17 protein-coding genes are annotated in these 22,555 nt (G+C 47.0%); 14 read left to right on the top strand and 3 right to left on the bottom strand.

The genetic code is table 11. The features are described from left to right. Positions 1–131 precede the first annotated feature (131 nt). The 3 genes from AC50YO_RS20290 to groL all read left to right on the top strand — a co-directional run bounded on the left by AC50YO_RS20290 (position 132) and on the right by groL (position 2,934). On the top strand, positions 132–707 hold the full coding sequence (locus tag AC50YO_RS20290) for a hypothetical protein (protein WP_494849993.1): 576 nt from the start codon (positions 132–134) through the stop codon (positions 705–707). 238 nt (positions 708–945) lie between these two features. Further along, on the top strand, positions 946–1,227 hold the full coding sequence (gene groES, locus AC50YO_RS20285) for a co-chaperone GroES (RefSeq protein WP_494849992.1): 282 nt from the start codon (positions 946–948) through the stop codon (positions 1,225–1,227). 78 nt (positions 1,228–1,305) lie between these two features. Then, positions 1,306–2,934, top strand: a complete 1,629-nt coding sequence (gene groL, locus AC50YO_RS20280; RefSeq protein ID WP_494849991.1) for a chaperonin GroEL — start codon at positions 1,306–1,308, stop codon at positions 2,932–2,934. 573 nt (positions 2,935–3,507) lie between these two features. Here the strand turns inward: groL and AC50YO_RS20275 are convergent. Beyond that, positions 3,508–3,804, bottom strand: a complete 297-nt coding sequence (locus tag AC50YO_RS20275; RefSeq protein WP_494849990.1) for a hypothetical protein — start codon at positions 3,802–3,804, stop codon at positions 3,508–3,510. Positions 3,805–3,855: 51 nt separating this feature from the next. Then, positions 3,856–4,482, bottom strand: a complete 627-nt coding sequence (locus AC50YO_RS20270; protein WP_494849989.1) for a hypothetical protein — start codon at positions 4,480–4,482, stop codon at positions 3,856–3,858. Positions 4,483–4,833: 351 nt separating this feature from the next. On the opposite strand from AC50YO_RS20270, the gene AC50YO_RS20265 reads away from it, so the two are divergent. Next, a complete protein-coding gene (locus AC50YO_RS20265) occupies positions 4,834–5,916 on the top strand; it encodes a hypothetical protein (RefSeq protein ID WP_494849988.1) in 1,083 nt (360 codons plus the stop codon). Positions 5,917–6,437: 521 nt separating this feature from the next. Here the strand turns inward: AC50YO_RS20265 and AC50YO_RS20260 are convergent. Further along, positions 6,438–7,412 carry a tRNA dihydrouridine synthase gene (locus AC50YO_RS20260; RefSeq protein ID WP_494849987.1) on the bottom strand — a complete coding sequence of 325 codons (975 nt, stop codon included), beginning with the start codon at positions 7,410–7,412 and terminating at the stop codon, positions 6,438–6,440. A gap of 288 nt (positions 7,413–7,700) precedes the next feature. Between AC50YO_RS20260 and kduI the strand changes: the two genes are divergently transcribed. The 10 genes from kduI to AC50YO_RS20210 all read left to right on the top strand — a co-directional run bounded on the left by kduI (position 7,701) and on the right by AC50YO_RS20210 (position 22,439). Then, positions 7,701–8,531 carry a 5-dehydro-4-deoxy-D-glucuronate isomerase gene (gene kduI, locus AC50YO_RS20255; protein ID WP_494849986.1) on the top strand — a complete coding sequence of 277 codons (831 nt, stop codon included), beginning with the start codon at positions 7,701–7,703 and terminating at the stop codon, positions 8,529–8,531. A gap of 13 nt (positions 8,532–8,544) precedes the next feature. Next, complete coding sequence (kduD, locus tag AC50YO_RS20250; protein ID WP_494849985.1) at positions 8,545–9,309, top strand: 2-dehydro-3-deoxy-D-gluconate 5-dehydrogenase KduD; 765 nt, start codon at positions 8,545–8,547, stop codon at positions 9,307–9,309. A gap of 157 nt (positions 9,310–9,466) precedes the next feature. Continuing rightward, the gene (locus tag AC50YO_RS20245) at positions 9,467–11,530 is read left to right on the top strand and encodes an alginate lyase family protein (protein ID WP_494849984.1); all 2,064 of its coding nucleotides are present in this window, start codon (positions 9,467–9,469) and stop codon (positions 11,528–11,530) included. A gap of 165 nt (positions 11,531–11,695) precedes the next feature. Continuing rightward, the gene (locus AC50YO_RS20240) at positions 11,696–12,634 is read left to right on the top strand and encodes a carbohydrate ABC transporter permease (RefSeq protein ID WP_494849983.1); all 939 of its coding nucleotides are present in this window, start codon (positions 11,696–11,698) and stop codon (positions 12,632–12,634) included. A 15-nt stretch (positions 12,635–12,649) separates the two neighbouring features. Further along, positions 12,650–13,486, top strand: a complete 837-nt coding sequence (locus AC50YO_RS20235) for a carbohydrate ABC transporter permease (RefSeq protein WP_494849982.1) — start codon at positions 12,650–12,652, stop codon at positions 13,484–13,486. A gap of 218 nt (positions 13,487–13,704) precedes the next feature. Further along, the gene (locus AC50YO_RS20230) at positions 13,705–15,063 is read left to right on the top strand and encodes an ABC transporter substrate-binding protein (RefSeq protein WP_494849981.1); all 1,359 of its coding nucleotides are present in this window, start codon (positions 13,705–13,707) and stop codon (positions 15,061–15,063) included. A gap of 116 nt (positions 15,064–15,179) precedes the next feature. Then, positions 15,180–16,901, top strand: coding sequence for a sensor histidine kinase (locus AC50YO_RS20225; RefSeq protein WP_494849980.1), 1,722 nt, complete (start codon positions 15,180–15,182; stop codon positions 16,899–16,901). A gap of 5 nt (positions 16,902–16,906) precedes the next feature. After that, a complete protein-coding gene (locus AC50YO_RS20220; RefSeq protein WP_494849979.1) occupies positions 16,907–18,487 on the top strand; it encodes a response regulator transcription factor in 1,581 nt (526 codons plus the stop codon). Between the two features lie 179 nt (positions 18,488–18,666). Then, positions 18,667–19,812, top strand: a complete 1,146-nt coding sequence (locus AC50YO_RS20215) for a glycoside hydrolase family 88 protein (RefSeq protein WP_494849978.1) — start codon at positions 18,667–18,669, stop codon at positions 19,810–19,812. Next, positions 19,812–22,439, top strand: a complete 2,628-nt coding sequence (locus AC50YO_RS20210) for a beta-galactosidase (RefSeq protein WP_494849977.1) — start codon at positions 19,812–19,814, stop codon at positions 22,437–22,439. Before AC50YO_RS20215 ends, AC50YO_RS20210 begins: the two co-directional genes overlap by 1 nt. The last annotated feature ends 116 nt before the right edge of the window (positions 22,440–22,555 follow it).

Below are 22,555 nucleotides of genomic sequence, written 5' to 3'. Positions count from 1 at the left end.
GGGGACGCTCGAGTAGAAGATTTTTTAATGGAGTAAATAATGGTGCAGATTTGTAATGATGGTGCAGCCATGTAACTAATGAAAGAGGAAAGCCGTCTGTTAATATAATTGGGGAAAACAGGGGGATATGAATGAGGCGAGCTATGGTTATGTTGCTTCTGATCGTTTTGCTTGGAGCTTGCAGTAATAGCAGTGTTCCTTCGAGAGGGCCTGGTGCAGCCGCAGACAAGATGGAACAAGCTTATCCGGGTATGAGCGTCGTATCCGAGGTGAGAAAAGATGATTTTGTGCTGCAGATTGGCTCCGAGAAGTCTTCCTATGAGAAAGGAGAGCCGGTGAAGCTGGAGGCCAGATTAATGTACGTAGGGAATAAAGACGAGGAGAAAATTTATCATGCGATGACTCCTTTGGCTTTTGATATATCTGAATCGACCCGACAATTCAATTTGGGCCACGTGATGGAGCAGCCGTTGATTGAGAGAATGATGAAGCAGCAGCAATGGTATGTTCAGGCGTACAAGAAGGGAGGCGGCTATAGCGAGCAAGACGGATGGAATGACTTCATGAAGGAATTCATGCAAGGGGATGGTTTTCCTGAAGGAAACTATTCGGTCAAAGTAATCGCTGATTTCTATACGCTGGTGGAGGGTGAAAAAATTCCCTATCGGTTCGATACAGAAATCAATCTGACGGTAGGCAAGAAATAATGGAGCAGTTGTTGCTGTACCTTATAGAAATGAAGGAAAAGGCTATAATGGATAAAGGTTATAGATTGAGGATAGGCGTATTTATAGCTTAGAAACGAATTTCTATTCGAAAATACCATGAACCACTTGAAATTAGAGCGGAAAATGAGTATGATAAAAATGGTTGTTAGCACTTCAAGCTTATGAGTGCTAATAAAAAACAATAAGCGACAAATTTTTTGAAGGAGGCTATTTTCAAATGATCAGACCTTTGGGTGAACGCGTATTGATCGAACCGATCGCGAAAGAAGAAACGACTGCAAGCGGTATCGTATTGCCGGATTCGGCAAAAGAGAAACCGCAAGAAGGTAAAGTGGTGGCAGTAGGTATCGGCGCACTGAAAGACGGCGTTCGTGTTGCGTTGGAAGTGAAAGAAGGCGACCGCGTTCTTTTCTCTAAATATGCGGGAACGGAAGTCAAATACGAAGGCAAAGAGTATTTGATTATGAAGGAAAGCGACATTCACGCGATCTTTGGATAAGCCCCGTTTGGGACACATAGAGGGCAAGACGGAACATTACTTAGCTTGACATTATCTATTTTGGGAGGTAACTGAACAATGGCTAAAGATATTAAATTTAGTGAAGACGCTCGTCGCGCGATGCTGCGCGGTGTTGATGCTCTTGCAAATGCAGTAAAAGTAACGCTCGGTCCTAAAGGCCGCAACGTGGTACTTGAGAAGAAATTCGGCAGCCCGCTCATCACGAATGACGGTGTATCCATTGCCAAAGAAATCGAGCTGGAAGATGCATTCGAGAACATGGGTGCTCAGCTCGTTAAAGAAGTAGCTACAAAAACAAATGATGTTGCCGGTGACGGTACAACAACTGCTACAGTTCTTGCACAAGCGATGATTCGCGAAGGCTTGAAAAACGTAACAGCTGGCGCTAACCCTATGGTTATCCGCAAAGGTATTGAAAAAGCGGTTAAAGCAGCGGTTGAAGAGCTGAAAAACATCGCTAAGCCAATCGAAGGCAAACAATCGATTGCACAAGTAGCATCGATCTCTTCGGCTGACGACGAAGTAGGCCAACTCATTGCTGAAGCAATGGAGAAAGTCGGCAACGACGGCGTTATTACAGTAGAAGAATCCAAAGGCTTCGTAACGGAGCTTGAAGTGGTTGAAGGTATGCAATTCGACCGCGGTTATGTTTCTCCATACATGATCACAGATACGGATAAAATGGAAGCTGTCCTTGACAACCCATACATCCTGATCACTGATAAAAAAGTTGCCAACATTCAAGAGATCCTTCCGGTTCTTGAGAAGGTTGTACAATCCGGCAAGCAATTGCTGATCATCGCTGAAGACATCGAAGGCGAAGCGCAAGCTACGCTTGTGGTGAACAAACTTCGCGGTACATTCACTTGTGTAGGCGTTAAAGCTCCAGGCTTCGGCGACCGTCGCAAAGCAATGCTGCAAGATATCGCTGCTCTAACAGGCGGCCAAGTGATCACAGAAGAGCTCGGCCTTGAGCTGAAATCGACTACTGTTGAACAACTGGGCTCCGCTCGTCAAGTACGCGTAACGAAAGAAAACACAATCATCGTTGACGGCAGCGGCAACTCCGCTGACATCGTTGCTCGCGTGAATCAAATCCGCGCTCAACTGGAAGAAACAACTTCCGACTTCGATCGTGAGAAGCTGCAAGAGCGTCTGGCTAAATTGGCTGGCGGCGTAGCAGTAATCAAAGTTGGCGCAGCTACTGAAACAGAATTGAAAGAGCGTAAGCTCCGCATCGAAGATGCTCTGAACTCGACTCGCGCAGCGGTTGAAGAAGGTATAGTATCCGGTGGTGGTACAGCTCTTATTAATGTATATAACGCTGTATCAGCTGTTAAAGCTGAAGGCGACGAGCAAACAGGCGTTAACATCGTATTGCGCTCCCTCGAAGAGCCGCTTCGCACAATCGCTGCGAATGCTGGTCAAGAAGGTTCCGTAATCGTTGAGCGTCTGAAAAACGAAAAAGTTGGCGTAGGCTACAACGCTGCTACTGGAGCATGGGTTAACATGTTCGAAGCAGGTATCGTTGACCCTGCCAAAGTAACTCGTTCCGCGCTGCAAAACGCAGCTTCCGTTGCAGCTATGTTCCTGACAACTGAAGCGGTTGTTGCTGACAAACCAGAAAAAGACAAACCAGGCATGCCTGATATGGGCGGCATGGGTGGAATGGGCGGCATGATGTAATAAGGTTGAAAAGGCCTTATGCATCAAAGGTTTCCGCAAGCAGAAATCTTGTGTGACCACATTTTGACCACGTTGTCTAAATTAGAGGCTTCTCATAAGTTCTCCGAACTTGTGGGAAGCTTCTTTTTTCATGGTTTTCGTCACGTGTAAATACACCTTTCTAGTAATTTGATCGTCCTGATGACCTAAATCTCATGAATTCCTACTCCGGCTTCTGCGAGCAATGACGTGTGTTTGTGTCGCAATGAGTGTGGGGGTAAGACTTGGATTGAGTCCAGTGAGCTTTAGCAATCGCCTCAAGCGGTTTTCAATCGTCTTTATAAACTCGGGTTAACCCATATACCTTTCAGTCTTTGCAAATACAAAGTCATGATCATAGCAAGTGTTTCGGTGTAATATTTTTAGCTCATCTTGTCTTGCTTTTAATTTTGTCAACTTCTTAAAGACAATAGGATCAAGCTCGATTGTCCTCCGTGAAGTATTGGTTTTGGGTGTCAGAAGAAGATGATACTCAGTTGCTCGATTTGTAGGGTTGTAGTAAGTTTTCGGAATACTAACTGTATGGTCAACGAATTACAGATCCCGCCATTTAAGGGCACACAATTCACCTACTCGCAAACCGCTATAAGCTAAGATGAGAAAAATAACATAATTACGATCTAAGCCTTTTTCCTTGGAGGTTCTTAAAAATTGTACTAGTTCCTCTTTTTCAAGATAATTTACATTTCCCCCCTCATTTTCTATTTCCTTAACAGTTTTTTTGCGAACTCGGGATTTTAGCGTATTTAGTTTAATCTCAATACCCTTTCGTGAAGATACACAGTTAATCGTGAGAGCATAAGAAAAAGACTTGTGTAAATGATTAATCATACTATACAAGTCCTGTAGGTTTATATTCGAGAAATTTAGAGTTATGAAATATTAGAAATGTGAGATATTGAATCGTTTACGTTGTTCAGTTGTCATAAACTGAGATACAAAATTTAATTCAGTTTGATTAAGTGTACCGATTTGCTCTTGTTCTCTCTGTTTTCTTAAACTTACTTTCACAATACTTCTAAATGCTCGTTTTCCCATATCACTAAGGCCTTGATAGAAATTGAATAAATGTTTTAATTGACTTGGTGTTAATTTTCCGTTTTTTTTAATTTGATTAGCAATGCTCTCGTAGAATGAATTATTTAGATTGGCTAATCTCTCATCCAACGCTACATATAATATTTTTTTGAAGTATTCATTCTTATCTTTTGATAAGCGCTTTTCATTAACAAGATTACCCTCTATATCATAGAAATCAGTTTGAAAATCATCAGTAAATTTCTTAATACATTCTGAACCAACAATCATTACATTTTTATTCAAACTATTGATAATAGTGTACTCGTAGCGGATTTCTTCATGGTTACATAATTCACACTCTGCTTCACAATACTCATTATCCTCTAGTCCGTTATAAAGCCATTCATTACTTGCTTTTTGGAAATCATATTTTTCTTCACTATTTTTAAAGAGATTTTCCATTGCACGTTTTAACCAACTGTTACTCATTACTATCCCTCCACATATTCCATTTCAAAATAATTGAAAAATATATGTAAAAAGCATAACATAGTAAATTTTAGTTTGATAGAGAAATAGAAATGTAGAACCTAAAATAGATTAAAAAAGAGATAATAGCAGTGAAGTTCATAAATAAGCTCGGACTCAAGAAAATATATTCTATAATATTAAGAAAGAGTATAAGAGAAATTAGAAATAAGTAACTAATAATGTATCAGTTAACCTTTGCTTCTTTTAGGATGATATTTAAGCCAATCGGATAGACATTTAAATGTTTGTAGAATAAAATAAGGTAATTATTCATTTTATATACAAACTGAAATAAAGAATGGTGAGGACATGCAAAAAGAACTAGATACAATATATAAGAAAATTATAGACAATTATAAAAAAGTATCTGATAAAGAGTTGACCAGACTTGTTGAGTTAGTCAATTCAAGATTTTCTTGTCATGATATAATTTTATCCTCCTTATCTCAAAAACAGATATTTCAAATTATTGACCATATTACACGGGCAACTTATGAGTTAACACAGCCTGTTTTTTCACGTTCAAAGCACTATATTCTATCTAATTTATGTAAAGCAAGATATGCATTTGAATCAGAATCCAGAAAAGCTATTTTTAGAAAACATAATATGATAATTGAAGACGAGTTTGAACTTAGGAAATGCTATGTTAGTTTTAAGTTCTTCTACGATGGAGAGAACCCTATATTATTATTTAAGCATAATTATGGATTTGGTAGTATTACTAACTGGGTAGAGGAATTTGTAAAGCATATTAATGAGAATTACCTAGAGGACATAGGGGTAGATGTTATGAAAGATAATGTTTCCATATATTATCGTGAAGTAGTGATTGAGAATGTTCCTATTTCGTATGATAAAGTTGAATTTATTAATGAAATAAAAAATCCCATATGGAAGAGTGTAGAAGAAGAATGGTTTGAAGATATATGGAGTCAACATTGTTTAGATGTAAACAATGAAGATAACTCAATATTTTTCGAAGGAAATACTCCATATACAGCGAATAAAAAAATAAGGGAGATTTTGCTTTCCAGTAAGAAGAGCATATCAATTATCGATCCGTATACCGATTCCAGTTTGTTGAAATTACTTGAAATTGTTCGGGTAGATATTCACATCAGAGTGGTATCCGATTTTTTACAAGGAGATTTTGAAGATATCTATAAGCTCTTTAAAAAAGAACGTGGAAAAATTGATATGGTTGTTCATAAAAAAAAGATTCATGATAGATATATAATTATTGATGATAGACATTATTATCTGCTAGGCTCTTCTATTAACTCCTTTGGTGATAAAGCTACTACATTAATTCAAATAAAGGAGCCGAAACTCAAAGAAGACATCCAAAATTTCTTTAAAAATGTTTGGACAGGGAAGGAATTCCTATAATATAAGATATGTAATTAAGGTTCACTACCTGGAGCCTAGATGTTTACTTAAGGAATAAGCAGCATCAAGATAAAATGCTTTTAATTATAATTCAGAGCGGACTCTTTATGAGAAACTAGCGAATAACAGCAAATGTGATGTTAGTAGTCTGATCGTTTTAATTTTTTCAATAGTTATTAAGTGATCGAGGAAACTGGGATATGGAGTATCAATTCTCATACAAGTAGTTGGAGAAATCAATTATTTGATAAGATAGAGAAGAAGGCAGAATTTCGAATTTCAAAAAGTTTAAATAAGATAAAAGATGTATTAAATGCAAAGTCAGCAGCTATAGCTCCCAATATGATTGCTGTTACGAATTCGTGAAACTTCATGTTGGGGAGGGTTTGATTAATATGACTGGCCTTTTCTCTACTACATCGCAAAAAATGAGAGACCCCTCAAAAGTTCATTGAACTTTTGAAAGGTCTCTCATTTTTTTCAATAACAAGTCTCTTTTATCTTGCACATTTGAGTATGATCTAATCTAGTTCCTGCTCCATAACCGCATGTACCAAACGACGTACTTCATCCGTTGACTTGGTATCCATCAATTGGTTTCTTAGTTCGCCTGCGCCTCTAAATCCACGGACATAGATTTTGAAGAAGCGAAGAAGCGGTTTAAATGAACGTGGTGCGATTTCTGTTGCATATTTATCATGAAGATCCAGCTGTAAAAGTAGTAAATGGAGAAAATCTTTCGCGCTATGTTCTTTAGGCTCTTTTTCAAAAGCAAAAGGATTGGTGAAGATGCCGCGGCCAATCATCACACCATCTACACCGTATTGTTCGACTAGTTTTAGTCCTGTTGCGCGATCAGGAATATCTCCGTTAATTGTTAACAACGTATTTGGAGCAATTTGATCGCGTAATTTTTTGATTTCAGGGATTAGCTCCCAGTGCGCATCTACTTTGCTCATTTCTTTTTTCGTACGCAGGTGAATGGAAAGATTCGCAATATCTTGCTTCAATATATGTGCTAACCAATCGTGCCACTCCTCAACCTCAGAGTACCCCAATCTTGTTTTCACACTAACGGGTAACCCGCCTGCTTTGGCTGCTTGAATAATTTCTGCTGCAATTTCAGGATGGCGGATTAATCCAGAGCCTTTTCCATTGGATGCGACGTTCTGTACAGGACATCCCATGTTCAAATCAATGCCACGAAAACCGAGTTTTTTCATATCTATACTCATCTGAGCAAACAGTTCCGGCTTATTGCCCCAAATGTGAGCGACGATCGGCTGCTCATCCTCTGTGAACGTTAACCGACCGCGAGTGCTCACTCTACCTATAGGATTACAATAGCTATCTGTGCTTGTGAATTCCGTGAAAAATACGTCGGGTTTTGCAGCTGTACTAACGACGTGACGAAATACTACATCTGTGACATCTTCCATTGGCGCTAATATAAAAAATGGCTTCGGCAAATCAAGCCAAAAATTCTCGTTACTCATATGATCTCCTTCTTATGCAACATATAAAAATGATTTGGTATTGTAAAGTCCTTTACCCATCATACATAGTATCATTTTTTTTCGTACTTAACCAACCATCGTTTCAAATGAAGTTAATTTCTTTTTCCATATAAACAATTACTATGTTGATGGGAGAGTGAAACCCATTCGCCATCGCTTGTCCTAAGCCTAGTGTCAAAATAATGCACAAAGGGGTCAGAATTATGACCTGTTATGGACCGCTCCATGCTTCATAGTAGTAGGAAACCACAAGAAGGAGCGGATTACATGGAAAACAGATATGCAGTACACCCTAGCGATGCGCGTAATTACGGAACGAAAGAGCTGAGAGACAACTACCTGGTCGAGGGCCTGATGGTTGAAGGTTGTCTGCGGATGTGTTATTCCCATGAAGACCGTATGGTTATGGGAGGGGCAGTACCGACGGCAGAAGGACTTAAATTAGAAGCCGGAGAGATGCTGAAAACCGAATATTTCCTAGAGCGCCGGGAAATCGGCATTATTAATGTAGGAGCGTCTGGCTATATCATGGTTGGAGGCGACCGCTATACGCTTGCTGCGAAGGATTGTCTGTACATTGGCCTGGGACATCAAGAGGTAACCTTCCACAGTGATGATGCGGCTCAGCCTGCACGTTATTATCTCGTATCGACACTTGCTCATCGGTCTTGCCCGACACGCAAGGTGGCTATTGCCGAGGCAGCGCCTACCCATCTTGGCTCGATCGCGCAGTCGAATGAACGGACGATCTACAAGTACATTCACGCTGACGGCATCGAGAGCTGCCAGTTGATGCTTGGCATGACGCTGCTTGAGCCGAACAACATGTGGAATACGATGCCGGCACATATTCATGACCGTCGCAGCGAGATGTATTTCTACTTCGATATGCCTCAGGACGGCCTTGTATTTCACTTAATGGGTCAGCCCGAAGAGACGCGCCATCTTGTCGTACGCAATGAACAAGCGGTCATCTCTCCGGCATGGTCCATTCATTCCGGCGTTGGAACTAGCAATTATACGTTTATCTGGGCAATGGCGGGAGAAAATTATACCTTTACGGACATGGATGGAGTCCCGATGGATGAGTTGAAGTAAGGAGGCTGCGGACATGAGCGAATACAGAGGACCTTTCTCGCTAACGGGAAAAAAAGCACTCGTCACAGGTGCAGCATCTGGAATCGGACAAGCCATTGCAATTGGTCTGGCGGAAGCGGGTGCTGAGCTGCTGCTGCTTGGGCATCGCAGCAATATGGAGGATACAGCCGCACGAATCGCTGAAGTCGGCGGCAAATGCCGTGAAGTGCTTATCGACCTGCGGGACCTCCAGAATTTGAACGACAATTATCAGGAATGGATCGGTGATGAGCCGATCGACATTCTAGTGAACAACGCAGGCATCATTTGGCGGGAGCCAGCGGCGGAGTATGATATGGACAAATGGCATGAAGTGATCAACATTAATATGCATGCCGTGTTCCAGCTCTGCCAATTGACCGGCAAGGGCATGTTGGAGCGAGGGCAAGGTAAGATTATCAACATCGCTTCCTTGTTATCCTTCCAAGGCGGCATTCTGGTACCGGCCTACACTGCAAGCAAGCATGCGGTTGCCGGGCTGACGAAGGCGCTGGCTAATGAGTGGGCAAGCCGCAACGTGCAGGTGAATGCAATAGCTCCAGGCTATATCGCAACAGCCAATACGAAGGCGATTCGAGAAGATGCAGAGCGCAACTCCTCCATTCTAAGCCGAATCCCGGCAGCGCGCTGGGGCGAAGCATCGGACTTGGCAGGGGCCGCGGTATTCCTTGCATCGGATGCGTCGAATTATGTGAACGGACATATTATGGCAGTAGACGGAGGCTGGCTGGCTCGTTAAGCCTGATAGATCGGCAAGACCACACAATAATCAAAGTCTAAGGTATTGAAGAAGCAAGCAGCTAAGCTGCGAAATCAGAATAAGAGAAGGGGGAGCAAGTGTTCAGCGGAGGCTGGGACTTGCTCTTCTTTATAACTAGATACAGGGAGAGGACCTTATGAAAATGAACAAGGAAATGAGCAATCGTCGCCGAACCCCTCAGTTTTATTGGTCACAGACGGATCGGGAATTTATCGTTCAGGCTTGCTTGGAGCTGTGGCCGGAGGAAGTGGAGGAGGTTATTCGCAGAGCGAGGCTGGCTGCGGAGGACACCTTTATCTTCACATCCCGCTGGGACATGGAGCCTTGTCCCGAGCCCATCTCCTTCCGGGAGGGAATAGATTGGAGCTATGTCCGTGAAGGCGATGTGGAATGGACGTATATGCTCAATCGAATGAGCTATATGAGGGATCTGGGACAAGCCTATTGGCTGACGGGGGAGGAGAGCTACGCTGCTGCCTATATCCGCTTGCTCCGGGATTGGTGCGCACATAACAGCATGAGTCTGAAGGACATGGAAGATAGTGAGCAGCGCGGCTACAACGTGAATGCACAGTGGCGTCGCATTGACGCCTCCATCCGAATGACCAATTGGCTTAAAGGCTATGCATGCGTCGTACACTCGAAGGCATGGAGTGAGGAACGGTCAGTGCTGGAGGAGCTGCTGAAGGCGCAGGCTGAGCAGCATGGCCTATTTTTGCATATGGCCTATACCGCCTTCGATGTTCAGAGCAACTGGGGATTCATCTCCGCTAATGGCTTGTATCAGATCGGAATGATGTATCCCGAATTGAAGCATTCTGCCAAGTGGAGAGCTGATGCCCTGGCTCGAATGGAGGAGATGGCATCCGCACAGTTCTTTGCGGACGGATTCCATGGCGAGCAGTCGCCGCAGTACCATCATGAAGTGATGCATCATCTCTTCGAGACGGTATGGCTTGGCGAATTGAACGGTGAACCTGTACCTGAGCCATTGCTCCATACGCTGTCTGCGATGCTGGATGCGTCTGTTGCGATCGTGAAGCCAAGCCGTAAGCAGCCGATGCTAAGCGACAGCGACGATGTCGATGTGCGGGACAAGTGGTGCCAAGGCGCACTTCTTCTGCGAAGGCAGGACCTGAAAGCTCTATCTTATCCTTGCCCGGACTACGAAAGCCTGTGGTACTTCGGCGCACAAGGAGCGGCTGATTATGCGGAGCTGGCTGGCGAGCTGCCGGCATATACCTCCACTTCGCTTGAATCTTCCGGCCTTATGATGATGCGCTCAGGCTGGGGCGAGCATGATGATTATCTGCTCATGGATGGGGGACATCTTGCCCTGTCCGGTCATGGGCATGATGATTTGCTTCATATGGAGCTTCATGCCAAGGGCAGGGAATTTCTAATCGACACGGGCCGATTTACGTATAAAGAGGGAGCGGATCGACGTTATTTCAAGCCTTCCCTTCAGCACAATACCTTGTCAGTGGATGGTCTCCCCGCGGCAGAATACAGGGATACTTGGACCTGGGGCAGACCTGCCATCCCGATGAATGCGGCATTTAGTGCGAAGGAGGCATACGACTATGCCCAGGCGGGGCATGACGGCTATTGGAGGCTGGACGCTCCAGTCAGCGTAACCAGACAGATTCTATATATCAAGCCGGAGTATTGGATCGTGGTAGATACATTCCGCTCAACGGGCAAGCATATGTACGGCGTTCATTTTCACTTTGCGGAGAATACGCCGCTCCAGATAGATCAAGAACGGGGGAGCATTACAACTGTGCACAAGGAAGGGGGCAATCTGCTTATTCATGGCTCCGCGACAAGTATTCAGCAAGAAGAATGTTGGATTGCAAGACATTACAACGAAAAGACCCTTTCAAGCAAAGTGGTGCTGGAGAGCGCAAGCGAGGGAGAATTCACGACGCTGATCACCATTCTCTGCCCTTTTGAGAACTTGGAGTGCCCGGATATTACCGTGCTTCCGCTTGAAGTCAAGTGGAAAAGCGAGCAGCCGATGACTTCGGAGCAGGCACTCGGCTTCGCCATTACAAGAGATGGAGCTGGTACGGATTATATTGTCATCTCGCGCCAGGGCCCGCAGAGCTACCGGTTTGCCGGTGTTCAGCTGACAGGGGAAGTGTTGTGGCTGCGCCGTCGCCATGGGGAAGAAGATTCCACCTATGTGGTTAGATAGCTGTTGAATCAGCTAAACGAAGAAATCGTATGATGGAGGGCGGAGCGCAGCCGCCTGTACAACAGGTCAAAAAAATGCACGTTTCAGTCAGAATTGTGTCCTGTAGGCATAGGGCCTGCGGAAGTAAGATGAGGATACAATAACAGGTAGCAGAGGTGAGGCATGATGGAAATGAGCAAATCAACTGGAGCGGAATCTCCCGCTCCCAAACGCCGTTATTGGAACAACAGTCGCAAAGAAGCGCTATTCGGCTGGCTGTTCCTAGGCCCGGAAGTCATTGGCATTATATTGCTCTATGTTTTTCCCGTCTTTTTTTCCTTATATTTAAGCTTTAGCGAATGGAACCTGATGGGCGGATTGTCTACGGTGAAGCTGATCGGCTTCGACAACTTTGTTGAAATGCTGGGGGATCAGAAGGTCCACATGGCGCTGAAAAACAATCTGATCTATACCCTAATGACGGTGCCTATCAGCATGATCTTATCGCTCATTCTGGCGGTCATTATTCACAATCGGGTTTATTTCCAAAGTTTTTTTAAAGTGGCGTTTTTCATTCCCTACATTTCCTCCATCATTGCGGTCGGAGCGGTGTGGAGCGCTCTGTACCATCCTTCAGAGGGACCTATTAACCGAATGCTTATCTCGATTGGCATTACCAATCCTCCGAAATGGCTTGCAGATCCTGACTTTGCCTTAATCTCGATCGCAATTATCGCTGTGTGGGCAATTGTCGGTTATATTATCATCATCTATCTTGCAGGCATGACCAATATCCCGGAAGAGATGTATGAGGCGGCCAGTATGGACGGCGCTACAAGCCTTCAGAAGTTTTATAAAATCACGCTGCCGCTGCTTGCGCCAACAACGACATTCCTGTTCATTACGCTGCTGATCGGCTCCTTCAAAGTATTCGATATCGTGGCGTTCCTGACCTCAGGAGGACCGTTCAACTCCTCCACCGTGCTCGTCTATCGGATTTACGAGGAAGGCTTCCAGAACTTCCGTATGGGCTATGCATCCGCCCTGTCCTGGCTGCTCTTCATGATTGTAGGCTTACTGACGCTGCTGACATGGCTGTTCCAAAAACGTTTTGCACAAGATTAAGGAGGAGGCACACAAATGCATACAACAACGAATAAAGTTTCTAAGATTATTACTACAGCATTAATGGGCGTCTTCTCGCTCATCTTTCTTGTGCCGCTTCTATGGATGATGTCCGCAGCCTTCAAATACGAGAAGGATGTTATGGCTTTCCCGATTCAATGGATACCGGAAGCTTGGAATATCGTCGGCAACTTCAAGGCGGTATGGATGGGCAGTGTTCCGTTCCATCTGTTCTACTTTAACTCCTTGAAGCTGTCGATTATAATGACGGTCCTTACTATGATCATCAGCTCCATGGCGGCTTTTGCCTTCACGAAGCTGCAATTCAAGGGGCGTGGCTTTATCTTTACCCTGCTGCTCACCTTCATGATTATTCCAGAGCAGGCCACACTGGTTCCCCGCTTCCTGTTGATGAAGTGGCTGGGACTGTATAATACACATACCGGGCTGATTACCATGGGGATGTTCTCGATCTACTTCACCTTCCTAATGAGGCAGTTCATGGCCAGCATTCATAACGACTTTCTGGAAGCGGCCAAGATGGATGGCGCGGGGTACTTTACGATTTTCTGGAAGATTATATTGCCGCTGTGCAAGCCGATCCTGGCGACAGTCGGTATTATCAAGTTCATCTGGACATGGAATGATTACCAGAATCCGCTTATCTTCCTGCTGAGTAAGAAGCTTTACCCCATTACGCTCGGCATTCAGCTGTTCCGTGATGATTATGCGGATAACTTCGCCGTGCTGATGATGGCCTCACTATCAGCCATTATCCCGCTTGTCATCATCTTCATTCTATTGCAGAAGCATGTGATTAAAGGCATCTCGCTCGGCGGAGTGAAAGGTTAAGAGGAAGCAATTCCTCGCAAGGTGAAGCTAGCAGGCATTCCGCTGAGCGGCAGCATGCATGAGCTGTTGTAGAGTGGCCGCAGAACAGCGTTGTGCCATAAAGTCAAATCTTTGCACGTATAGAATCAAATTGTACACACTCAGGCAAGAGCAGCAATTATATAATCAGTCATGTAATCGCGATCGCGCTCAACATTCTATACTCAGGGGGAAATAACATGAAAAAGCACGCGACATTGCTGCTAAGCGTCATTCTGCTTACAGTTTCGGTATTGGCAGGCTGCTCGTCCTCAAATGGCAACAACAGCTCCAAAGGCAATACGGATTCCAGCTCGAAGCCAGCGGCAGAGGAGAAAGTAACCATTCGCTACTTCAACTGGGACAATGAAGTACAAGCCCAGACGACAGCAGAGTATATCAAGCAATTTGAAGCGGAAAATCCGAATATTAAAGTAGAGTCCGTAGCGCTGGTTCCCGGCAACTCGCTGGAGACGATGAAGAAGCTCGATTTCCTCGTCGCTTCTGAGGAGCAAGTCGATCTCATCGCATTCCCGAACTCTTCCGAATTGATAGCTCGTGCGCAGAACGGTGTGCTTGCGCCGCTGAATGAATTATATGAGGCTGAAGGCATCAAGCCGGCAGAAGAATATATGGTTAATCCCATGATGAATGGAAACTATTATGCCATACAGACCAATGCCACAACCAACTTCATCCTGATGAACAAGGATGCGCTGGACGATGCGGGTCTTGAGGTTCCGAAGGTAGGCTGGACATGGGACGACTTCCGTGACTATGCCAAGAAGCTAACGAAGGACAACGACGGAAAGAAACAATACGGAGCTTATTTCCACAGCTGGCCGCTGTATATGAATCCGGTGGCGCAAGTGAATATGAGGCATCCGTTCATGACGGAAGAAGGAAAAACGAACTTCAGCGATCCTTCCTTCAAATATTTCTTCGAGCTTCGCCGCGCGATGGAGAACGAAGATAAGTCGGCCAAGCCTTACTCCGATGTCATTGGAGCAAAGCTGGCATACCGCACAGAGTTTTTTGACGGCAAAGCTGCCATGCTGCTGGCGGGGAGCTGGATGATCTCCGAGATTGGCGATACAACCAAATACCCGCATACGTTCAAGACAGCCATAGCTCCTGTTCCGCTTCCTTCGAAGGGTGCTGATCCATCCGTCTACATCGGCGGCAACTTTGTATCAGTAGGCGCAAGCTCGAAGCATAAGGAAGAGTCGTACAAGTTCGCACGCTTCATCTCGACGAATCTGAGCGAAGCGCGCATCGAGCTTCCGGGCTGGAGCAAAGGCGACGCTAAGCCGATTGTGGAACGCATGATCGGAGAGAACGAGGAGCTGTACGATCTTGATTCCCTTATGTACACCTTATTCACGGATGAGATTAAGCCGCTTCCTGCTTCCAATGTAGTCGTGACTTATGACAAGGAATTGGATCAAATTCTGACAGATGGGTTCAGCAAGTTCATCCTCAGCGACGAGTCGGTGGATAACATTCAGAAATGGATGGTTGATGAAGCCAACAAAGTCATTCAGAAAAACAGCAAATAACGATGGCGTTAGGGACAGCGTCAGGGGACACCTTCGGGTGTTCCCTTTTCCCTTTCTTCTCTCTGTTCATGACACAAGGGAGCCAGTATAATGGATAGGCGGAAGGGAGGCTGCAGATGTTTCAATTCTCATATTACAGACGTATTCAACTCTCGTTCCTAATTCTGGTGCTGCTGCCGCTTATCGCAGTGTCATTGCTGTCCTATCATACGACGAAGGCCAACATTGTGGACAAGATTCGTGCCTCCAATCAAGGAACGCTGAATGTGATGGCGCGGGACATCTCGAAGACGATGGATGACCTTATTTTTGCCTCCGACTTTATTATTCAAGATAAGAATTTGCGTCCCAGACTAAAGTACTTTATGAACATGAAGGGCATTGAGCAATATGCTGATTATGAACAATATATCGCCCTAAAGGATACGTTCAGCCCGATCTCGATGAAAGCATTGAACTCGGAGCTGCATATGTTTCTCGTCAATCCTCAAGGCTTCATTATTCCATCTGTCGAAAGCCCCGGCGGCATGGCCTATCTGGGCAATCACTGGAATCAGGTGAAGGATGGACTCGATGCAACGCTGCAAAGCCGTGTCCAGTGGCTCGGCATGGCGCATGGAGAGCATGGAGACAGCAATGAATATTATTATGCTGCAAGAGTAATGCGCGACTATGGGGCAGATGAATATATGGCTTCGATCGTGATCGGCATCTCCAAGAGCTACTTCGAGAAGCTGTTCAGCCAGTCCATCGAGGGTACTTACGCTCTGCTCGATAGCAAAGGAGAGCTTATTGCCGGAGACCGTTCCTTGCTGAAGGAGGAGCAAATCAGCTCCGTGCGCAATGAAGTGGTAATATCCAGAACGAATTGGCGGCTGATCTATGATCTGCCGGAAGAGGATGTGCTGGGCCAGATCTCCAAGACCTACTATACCAGTGCATTGCTGATTATCCTGTTTGTCGCATGCTTCTATCTGCTTTCTTTGCTGTTGGCTAGAGGATTGCATCGTCCAATTCGCAAGTTGGAAGCGGTTGCACGTAAGTTCGGCGAAGGTAATTACAAAGTGCGCTTTCCGGTCAAGGGCAAGGATGAGATCAATGCTTTGGGGAGCACCTTGAACAATATGCTGGATCGCATTAACCAGCTTATTGCCGATATCGAGCAGGAGCAGGAGCAGAAGCGGACAATGGAGATGCAGGCAATCTTCTCCAAAATCCGTCCTCATTTCCTGCTGAACACGCTCAATTCGATTAAATGCAGTCTTTCGCTTCACGATGATCGGGAGCACAGCATGAAGATTGATGCGCTGATGAGCCTGCTTCGTGCCTATATGAAGGTGCATGAGCCTTCAACGGTGAAGAAGGAATGCCAGCTGCTGCAGCACTATATTGAAATTATGGAAATGCGCAATGACAAGCATATTGTGTTCCTGACCGATATTCCTGCTGAGCTGGAAGACGTGATGCTTCCGAAGCTGCTGCTGCAGCCGCTTGTGGAGAATGCCATTGTACATGGCTTTGCCGATATGGATGAAGAGGAGCAGGCTTATATACGCGTCGAGGTTAGCCGTGATGAAGGCAGGGTGACCATCAGGCTAAGCGACAATGGCACCGGGATGCAGGGAGATAAGCTGGAGAAGCTGAATAGACTGTTCACGCCTTTGGAGGCGGATGAGCATGCCTCTTATGAGCGCGTTGGATTGATCAGTGTCTACCAAGGGCTGCAGCTCGCTTACGGCTCCAGTGCCGAGCTTAAGCTGTCCGGCTTGGAGGATGGGGGCATTGCGGCGGAGATTGTTATACCGGCAGGAGCTACAGGCAACGATAGAGGAGTGTGATGGTGATGTACAAGGTGATGCTCATTGATGATGATGTACCGATGCTTAAATATTTGCGGCAATTAGTGAATTGGGGAGAGCTGGGCCTGCATGTTTGCGGCGATACGTACTCCAGCGTCAAGGCTCTTCGAATGTTCAAGGAGCTCCAGCCGGACATCGTTATCTCGGATATCGGTCTTCCCAAGATGAACGGTCTGGAGCTTGCTGCGGAATTCAAGCAGCAGAATCCGGAGACACGCATCATTTTCCTGACCTGCCATGAAGATTTCTATTACGCCAAGAAGGCGTTAACGTTGAACGCCAATGATTATCTCATTAAGGATGAGCTGACATCGGAGCAATTGGAGACCAGTCTGCTGAACTGCGTGCGCAGCCTGCGCTCAGCCGCGCAGCTGCCGGATGGCGTATCTTATCGCGATGATCTGATCCGCAATGCGGATGTGTTGAAGCTGTCTCTATTCCGCCAGCTTGTTAAGGGCGGAGACACTGCATCGCATATTGCGGCAGCGAAGCGACTCGGAATTTCTTGGAGCCATCCCGCTTATATGATGGCGTTTGGCTTGCTGGAATATGCTTCGCTGCTGCCGCGGTATGAAGCGAAAGACATCCATCTCATTCGTTATTCTATCTATAATATTGCCAGTGAGATAGCTAGAGGATATGAAGGCATAACTGTATTTAATGAGGATCACGGTATAGTTGCTCTTCAGAATTACAAGCCTTCGCTGAACTTTAATTATGAGCAGCGCATGCAAGCTTACTTGAAGGAGGTTCAGGAGCGGTGCAGCCAGTATCTCCAGGTACAGGTTCGGATGCTGTGCGGACCGGGCAAGCTTGCGGCGGAAGGGATTGGACCTGTCTATAAGCAGCTGCTGCGCATGAAGGCACGAAGCTACTACACGAAGGGCGCGATACTGGCCTGGAAAGGAGATAAGGAAGATCTCTTCTTCTATCCGCTTGGCAGCTTTCTGGAGCAGGAGAAGCGGGAGCTGTCCAATGCCGTTCGAGACGGTGATCGGGACAAGCTGCTCCGCAGCATGGAGAGCATGACCGAGACGGCGAGCAGCCGAGGGGTTGATCCCGCTGAGCTGATACAATTCGCGGTACAACTGTTGAGGCTGCTGGAGCTGCAATATGCGCCGCACAGTGTCAACGAACAGTATTACGCCTGCTTGCAGGCGACGGTGACACTGGGGGACACGATGGATATGCTGCGCTGGCGGCTATTGAGACTGCTGGATATTCGTCAGGAAGCGGAAGAAACGGTGAATAAGGAGCCCAAGCTTCAGGAAATTGACCATTATATTGCCGACCACTTCTTCGAGAACATTACGTCCATTGATGTCGCCAACCATCTATGCTTGAATTCCAGTTATTTCTCCCGTTACTTCAAGCGGCTGACGGGGGATAACTTCACCGATTATTTGCACCGTCACAAAATGGGAATGGCAGCGCGCATGCTGGAGCAGCGCGAGGAGTCGGTCGAGATGGTGGCACTGAAGCTGGGGTATTCAGATCGAACCTATTTCTCTAAAGTGTTCAAAAAATATATGGGCGCAACGCCTCGGGAGTATCGGGAGAAATAACATCCGATCTCCCGGTTTTTTTTGCCCAAACAGGAGCATAAGGCTATCAGATTTCGATGCAGTTTATTTCCTCAACTCGTATAGATCAAAATTATACACATTGGAGCAAAAATACGCTCTAGGTCATCGGCTCGGAAGAGGGTACAATGCGGGGAACAAGCACGAGGAGGGTGAAGTAGATGAGAAAGCTAGCGATTGAAGATGCTATTAAACGCATAAGACGCAATATAGAATCATTCGACGGGAAGTTCCCTCATATTGGACATGACGGCAGCTATGAACGTATAGAGAATGACGATTGGACGAATGGATTTTGGCCGGGGATGCTGTGGCTGTGCTATGAATATAGCGGTGATCGCGTATTCGCGGATGCGGCCCGCAAGGTGACGGAAAGCTTTGAAAGAAGGCTTAATGACAAAATCGTGCTGGATCATCATGATATTGGATTTCTGTACTCCCTGTCCGCTAAAGCGGAATGGCTCGTAACAGGCAATAAGACAGCGAAGGAGCTGGCGCTGCGAGCAGCGGACAAGCTGATGGAGCGTTGGCGTGAGCAGGGCCAATATATTCAGGCATGGGGATCGGCCGGGGATGCAGCCCAAGGGGGGCGTATTATTATCGACTGCCTGCTTAATCTGCCGCTGCTCTTCTGGGCTGCCGAAGAGACGGGGAAGGAGCGTTATCGCCTTGTGGCTTTGCGGCAAGCGGAGCTGACGAGACGTTATCTGGTACGCGGGGACGACAGCTCGTACCATACCTTTATATTTAATCAGGACACTGGCGAGCCGATTGGCGGCACGACGCATCAAGGCTACAGCAATGGCTCCACTTGGACAAGGGGGCAGGCATGGGGCGTATATGGCTTTGCGCTGGCTTATCGGTATACGGGCGATCAGGTCTATCTGGACACCTCCAAGCGGATGGCGCTTTATTTCCTTCGTCACCTGCCAGAGGACCATGTCGCTTATTGGGACTTCAATGCTCCTGCTGGTCCTGACACGTATCGGGACAGCTCCGCTTCAGCTATTGTTGCCTCAGGCCTGCAAGAGCTGCTGGAGCATCTCCCACCGGATGATCCGGCTAGGCAGGAGCTGAGCGATGGTTTAACCGCTTCCTTAGATTCCCTAGTGGAGCGTTACGCGACGCTGGATGATCCGCAAGCGGAAGGACTGCTGCGAAGAGGCTCTTACCATGTCAGAGGCAATCTTGCGCCGGACGACTTCACGATCTGGGGCGATTATTATTATCTTGAAGCGCTAATGAGGCTGGAAAGCGGTATTCGGGGATATTGGTACAGCTCCCGGATGGCCAGAGGAGGTCAATGATGAATAACCAACAACTCGTAGCCTATGATCGGCATAGCTGGAAGATCGGAGGCCAGCGTTTGTTCATTCGCTCCGCAGCGGTACATTACTATAGGTTGACCCGTGGAGAATGGGCAGAGCTGCTGGACAAGGTGAAGCAGGCTGGCTGCAACACAGTAGAGACCTATATCCCGTGGAATTGGCATGAAGAGACGCTTGGGGAATGGAATTTCAGCGGCGATAAGGATTTGGAGCATTTCCTCTCCCTATGCGCAGAACGAAGCTTGTATGTCATCGTTCGTCCAGGTCCCTATATATGTGCGGAATGGGACTTCGGAGGATTGCCTTGGTGGCTGTCGACAGAAGAAGGAATCCAGTATCGCACGATGAATGAACGCTTCCTCAGCCATGTCGATCGGTATTGGGATGAGATCGTACCCCGAATTGCCAGACATCAGATTACATCAGGCAGCGGCACCGTCATTATGGTACAGGTGGAGAATGAATTCCAAGCCTATGGAAAGCCCGACCGTGCCTACATGGAGTATTTGCGCGATGGGCTGCTCGAACGGGGCATTGATGTGCCCTTGGTTACTTGTTACGGCGGGGTAGAGGGCGCTGTGGAATTCCGCAACTTCTGGTCAGGAGCGGATGACCATGCCCGTATTCTGGAGGAGCGCTTCGAGGATCAGCCCAAAGGCGTCATGGAATTCTGGATTGGCTGGTTCGAGAAGTGGGGAGGGGCGAAGGCAAGCCAGAAGAGCGCGCCGCAGCTCGAGCGCGCTTGTTATGAGCTGCTGCAGGCGGGTTTTACCGCCATCAATTATTATATGTTTTTCGGAGGAACGAACTTTGATCATTGGGCGGGACGCACCATTGGCGAAGATACGTATATGATTACATCCTATGATTACGATGCACCGCTCACCGAATATTTGGAGCCAACTCCCAAGTATAAGACGCTGCAGCGATTCCATGCGTTCTTAGGTTGGCTGGAGCCGATTCTGACTGAAGCGGAGAAGACAGCCTGCAATATCCCGCTCCATAAATCCTTTACGGGCCGAACACTCCATCATAAGGACGGCAGGGTGCATTTTATTACGAATCTGGATGGGGAACGAAGCAGTGGACAGGCGGTATTCGGGGAGCTTCCGGTCTTGGCAGATTATGCAGTGGAAGGCAATGGCATGCTTCCTGTTGTAGCGGGGGTTGCCGCTTATGAGACGTCCGCAGGAGAGGGAATTGTCATAGATGCGCTGACAGGCTTTACAACCGGTATTCATGAAGGAAAAGGCATAATCTATCATGAACTTGGCCAGCGGTCCTCTCTCGTACTCAATATGAGTGCGATTCAGGACTGGGAGGTAGAGTGTCCACTGCCAAATCAGGCGAAGCGCTTGGATGGAGGCCATCTGCATCTGAAGCTGTTTCACGGAAGCAGTCCGAGAACCATTACGATTCGCAGAAATGGAGAGGTGCTGGTTAGTCTCCATGTGACACATCGCGAAGCGGTAGAGGAAGCAGGAGTACGGGATATGGTGAAAGCGACCCAGCCTTCTGCACCGGAGCTTATAGAATGGCATTATGCCGAAGAGAATCCTGATGATTACAGAGGGGAAGGCAGCCAGTCGCAAGTGCCGCTGGATTTCAGCACATTCGGCAAGTGGAGCGGGCATTTGCTGTATGAGGCATCGTTCGATGCGGAGCTGCCCGGCAAGCGGACACTGCTGCTGCCTCGACTCGAGGATCCTGCGCAGGTGTTTGTCAACGGCATGCATGCCGGGAGCACCGATGAAATCGGAGCCGCTTCATTGAACATTTCCGTTCAGAAGGGAAGCAATCTGCTGCAGATCTGGTCACAGAACATGGGAAGGTACAACTTCACAGCGACGCTTGGCGAAGCGAAGGGATTGAGTGCAGCGCCTGCCCTCGATGGACAGCGCGTTTGTATGCTGGAAGGCTGGCAGGTAGATGGCGCTGGCCGTGGTCATTCCTTGCTGCGGCTTCCCGAGATCGAGGGGCGCATTGGGCTATACAAAGCTTGGAACAACGAGCAAGGCTATGATCGGGCCGTTATCGTCGGGTACGGCTTGTCACGATTGAGGCTTAATGATCGCCACGTTCCGTTATATTTGCAGAATGATACAGCCTGGAATTGTGACGATGCTCCTTACGGCGTGGCTGATGCCAGCGAGCTGCTCCAAGCGGGAGAGAACATGCTGGAGCTGGACGCTGCCGGATTATCATCCATTCCGAAGCTGAGCCTGTATGTATACCATAGCTCTAAGGTGCTGGACTCATGGACAACGATGCCTGCCGCCTTGCCTGAGCTGGAGCGTGAATGGCATGCTGCGCCGAACCTTGGGGAGGCTAGCGCTTGCGCCAGTCGTTATCCGCGCTGGTGGAGGTCAAGCTTCAATTGGAGCGGAAGCGATGCGGATCAAGCGGATCGCAAGCTCAAGCTGAAGCTTGACGGTATGACGAAAGGAACCGTATGGGTGAATGGCTTCTGCATTGGCCGATATTGGCAGATCGGCCCACAGGAGTATTACAAAATTCCAGTGGACAAGCTGCGGGAGCATAACGAGCTGCTCATCTTCGATGAACTGGGCGCAGCACCAAGTGAAGTTGCATTCTTTGTCTTATAATATCGGGCAAAGCGCTGTGTGATTGTAATTAGGCTTAAGCTGACGTACGCAAGAGCGGGTTGTGAAGCCGTTCCGGTGTGCGTCAGCTTGCTTATATGGCAAAAAAAAGCACATCT

The sequence above is a fragment of the Paenibacillus sp. J22P59 genome (assembly GCF_059383895.1).
This window is presented reverse-complemented; position numbering and strand designations above follow the sequence as displayed.

Coding starts and splice junctions, on each gene's coding strand:
- AC50YO_RS20290 (WP_494849993.1), top strand. CDS start 132: ATGAGGCGAGCTATGGTTATGTTGCTTCTGATCGTTTTGCTTGGAGCT.
- groES (WP_494849992.1), top strand. CDS start 946: ATGATCAGACCTTTGGGTGAACGCGTATTGATCGAACCGATCGCGAAA.
- groL (WP_494849991.1), top strand. CDS start 1,306: ATGGCTAAAGATATTAAATTTAGTGAAGACGCTCGTCGCGCGATGCTG.
- AC50YO_RS20275 (WP_494849990.1), bottom strand. CDS start 3,804: ATGATTAATCATTTACACAAGTCTTTTTCTTATGCTCTCACGATTAAC.
- AC50YO_RS20270 (WP_494849989.1), bottom strand. CDS start 4,482: ATGAGTAACAGTTGGTTAAAACGTGCAATGGAAAATCTCTTTAAAAAT.
- AC50YO_RS20265 (WP_494849988.1), top strand. CDS start 4,834: ATGCAAAAAGAACTAGATACAATATATAAGAAAATTATAGACAATTAT.
- AC50YO_RS20260 (WP_494849987.1), bottom strand. CDS start 7,412: ATGAGTAACGAGAATTTTTGGCTTGATTTGCCGAAGCCATTTTTTATA.
- kduI (WP_494849986.1), top strand. CDS start 7,701: ATGGAAAACAGATATGCAGTACACCCTAGCGATGCGCGTAATTACGGA.
- kduD (WP_494849985.1), top strand. CDS start 8,545: ATGAGCGAATACAGAGGACCTTTCTCGCTAACGGGAAAAAAAGCACTC.
- AC50YO_RS20245 (WP_494849984.1), top strand. CDS start 9,467: ATGAAAATGAACAAGGAAATGAGCAATCGTCGCCGAACCCCTCAGTTT.
- AC50YO_RS20240 (WP_494849983.1), top strand. CDS start 11,696: ATGGAAATGAGCAAATCAACTGGAGCGGAATCTCCCGCTCCCAAACGC.
- AC50YO_RS20235 (WP_494849982.1), top strand. CDS start 12,650: ATGCATACAACAACGAATAAAGTTTCTAAGATTATTACTACAGCATTA.
- AC50YO_RS20230 (WP_494849981.1), top strand. CDS start 13,705: ATGAAAAAGCACGCGACATTGCTGCTAAGCGTCATTCTGCTTACAGTT.
- AC50YO_RS20225 (WP_494849980.1), top strand. CDS start 15,180: ATGTTTCAATTCTCATATTACAGACGTATTCAACTCTCGTTCCTAATT.
- AC50YO_RS20220 (WP_494849979.1), top strand. CDS start 16,907: ATGTACAAGGTGATGCTCATTGATGATGATGTACCGATGCTTAAATAT.
- AC50YO_RS20215 (WP_494849978.1), top strand. CDS start 18,667: ATGAGAAAGCTAGCGATTGAAGATGCTATTAAACGCATAAGACGCAAT.
- AC50YO_RS20210 (WP_494849977.1), top strand. CDS start 19,812: ATGAATAACCAACAACTCGTAGCCTATGATCGGCATAGCTGGAAGATC.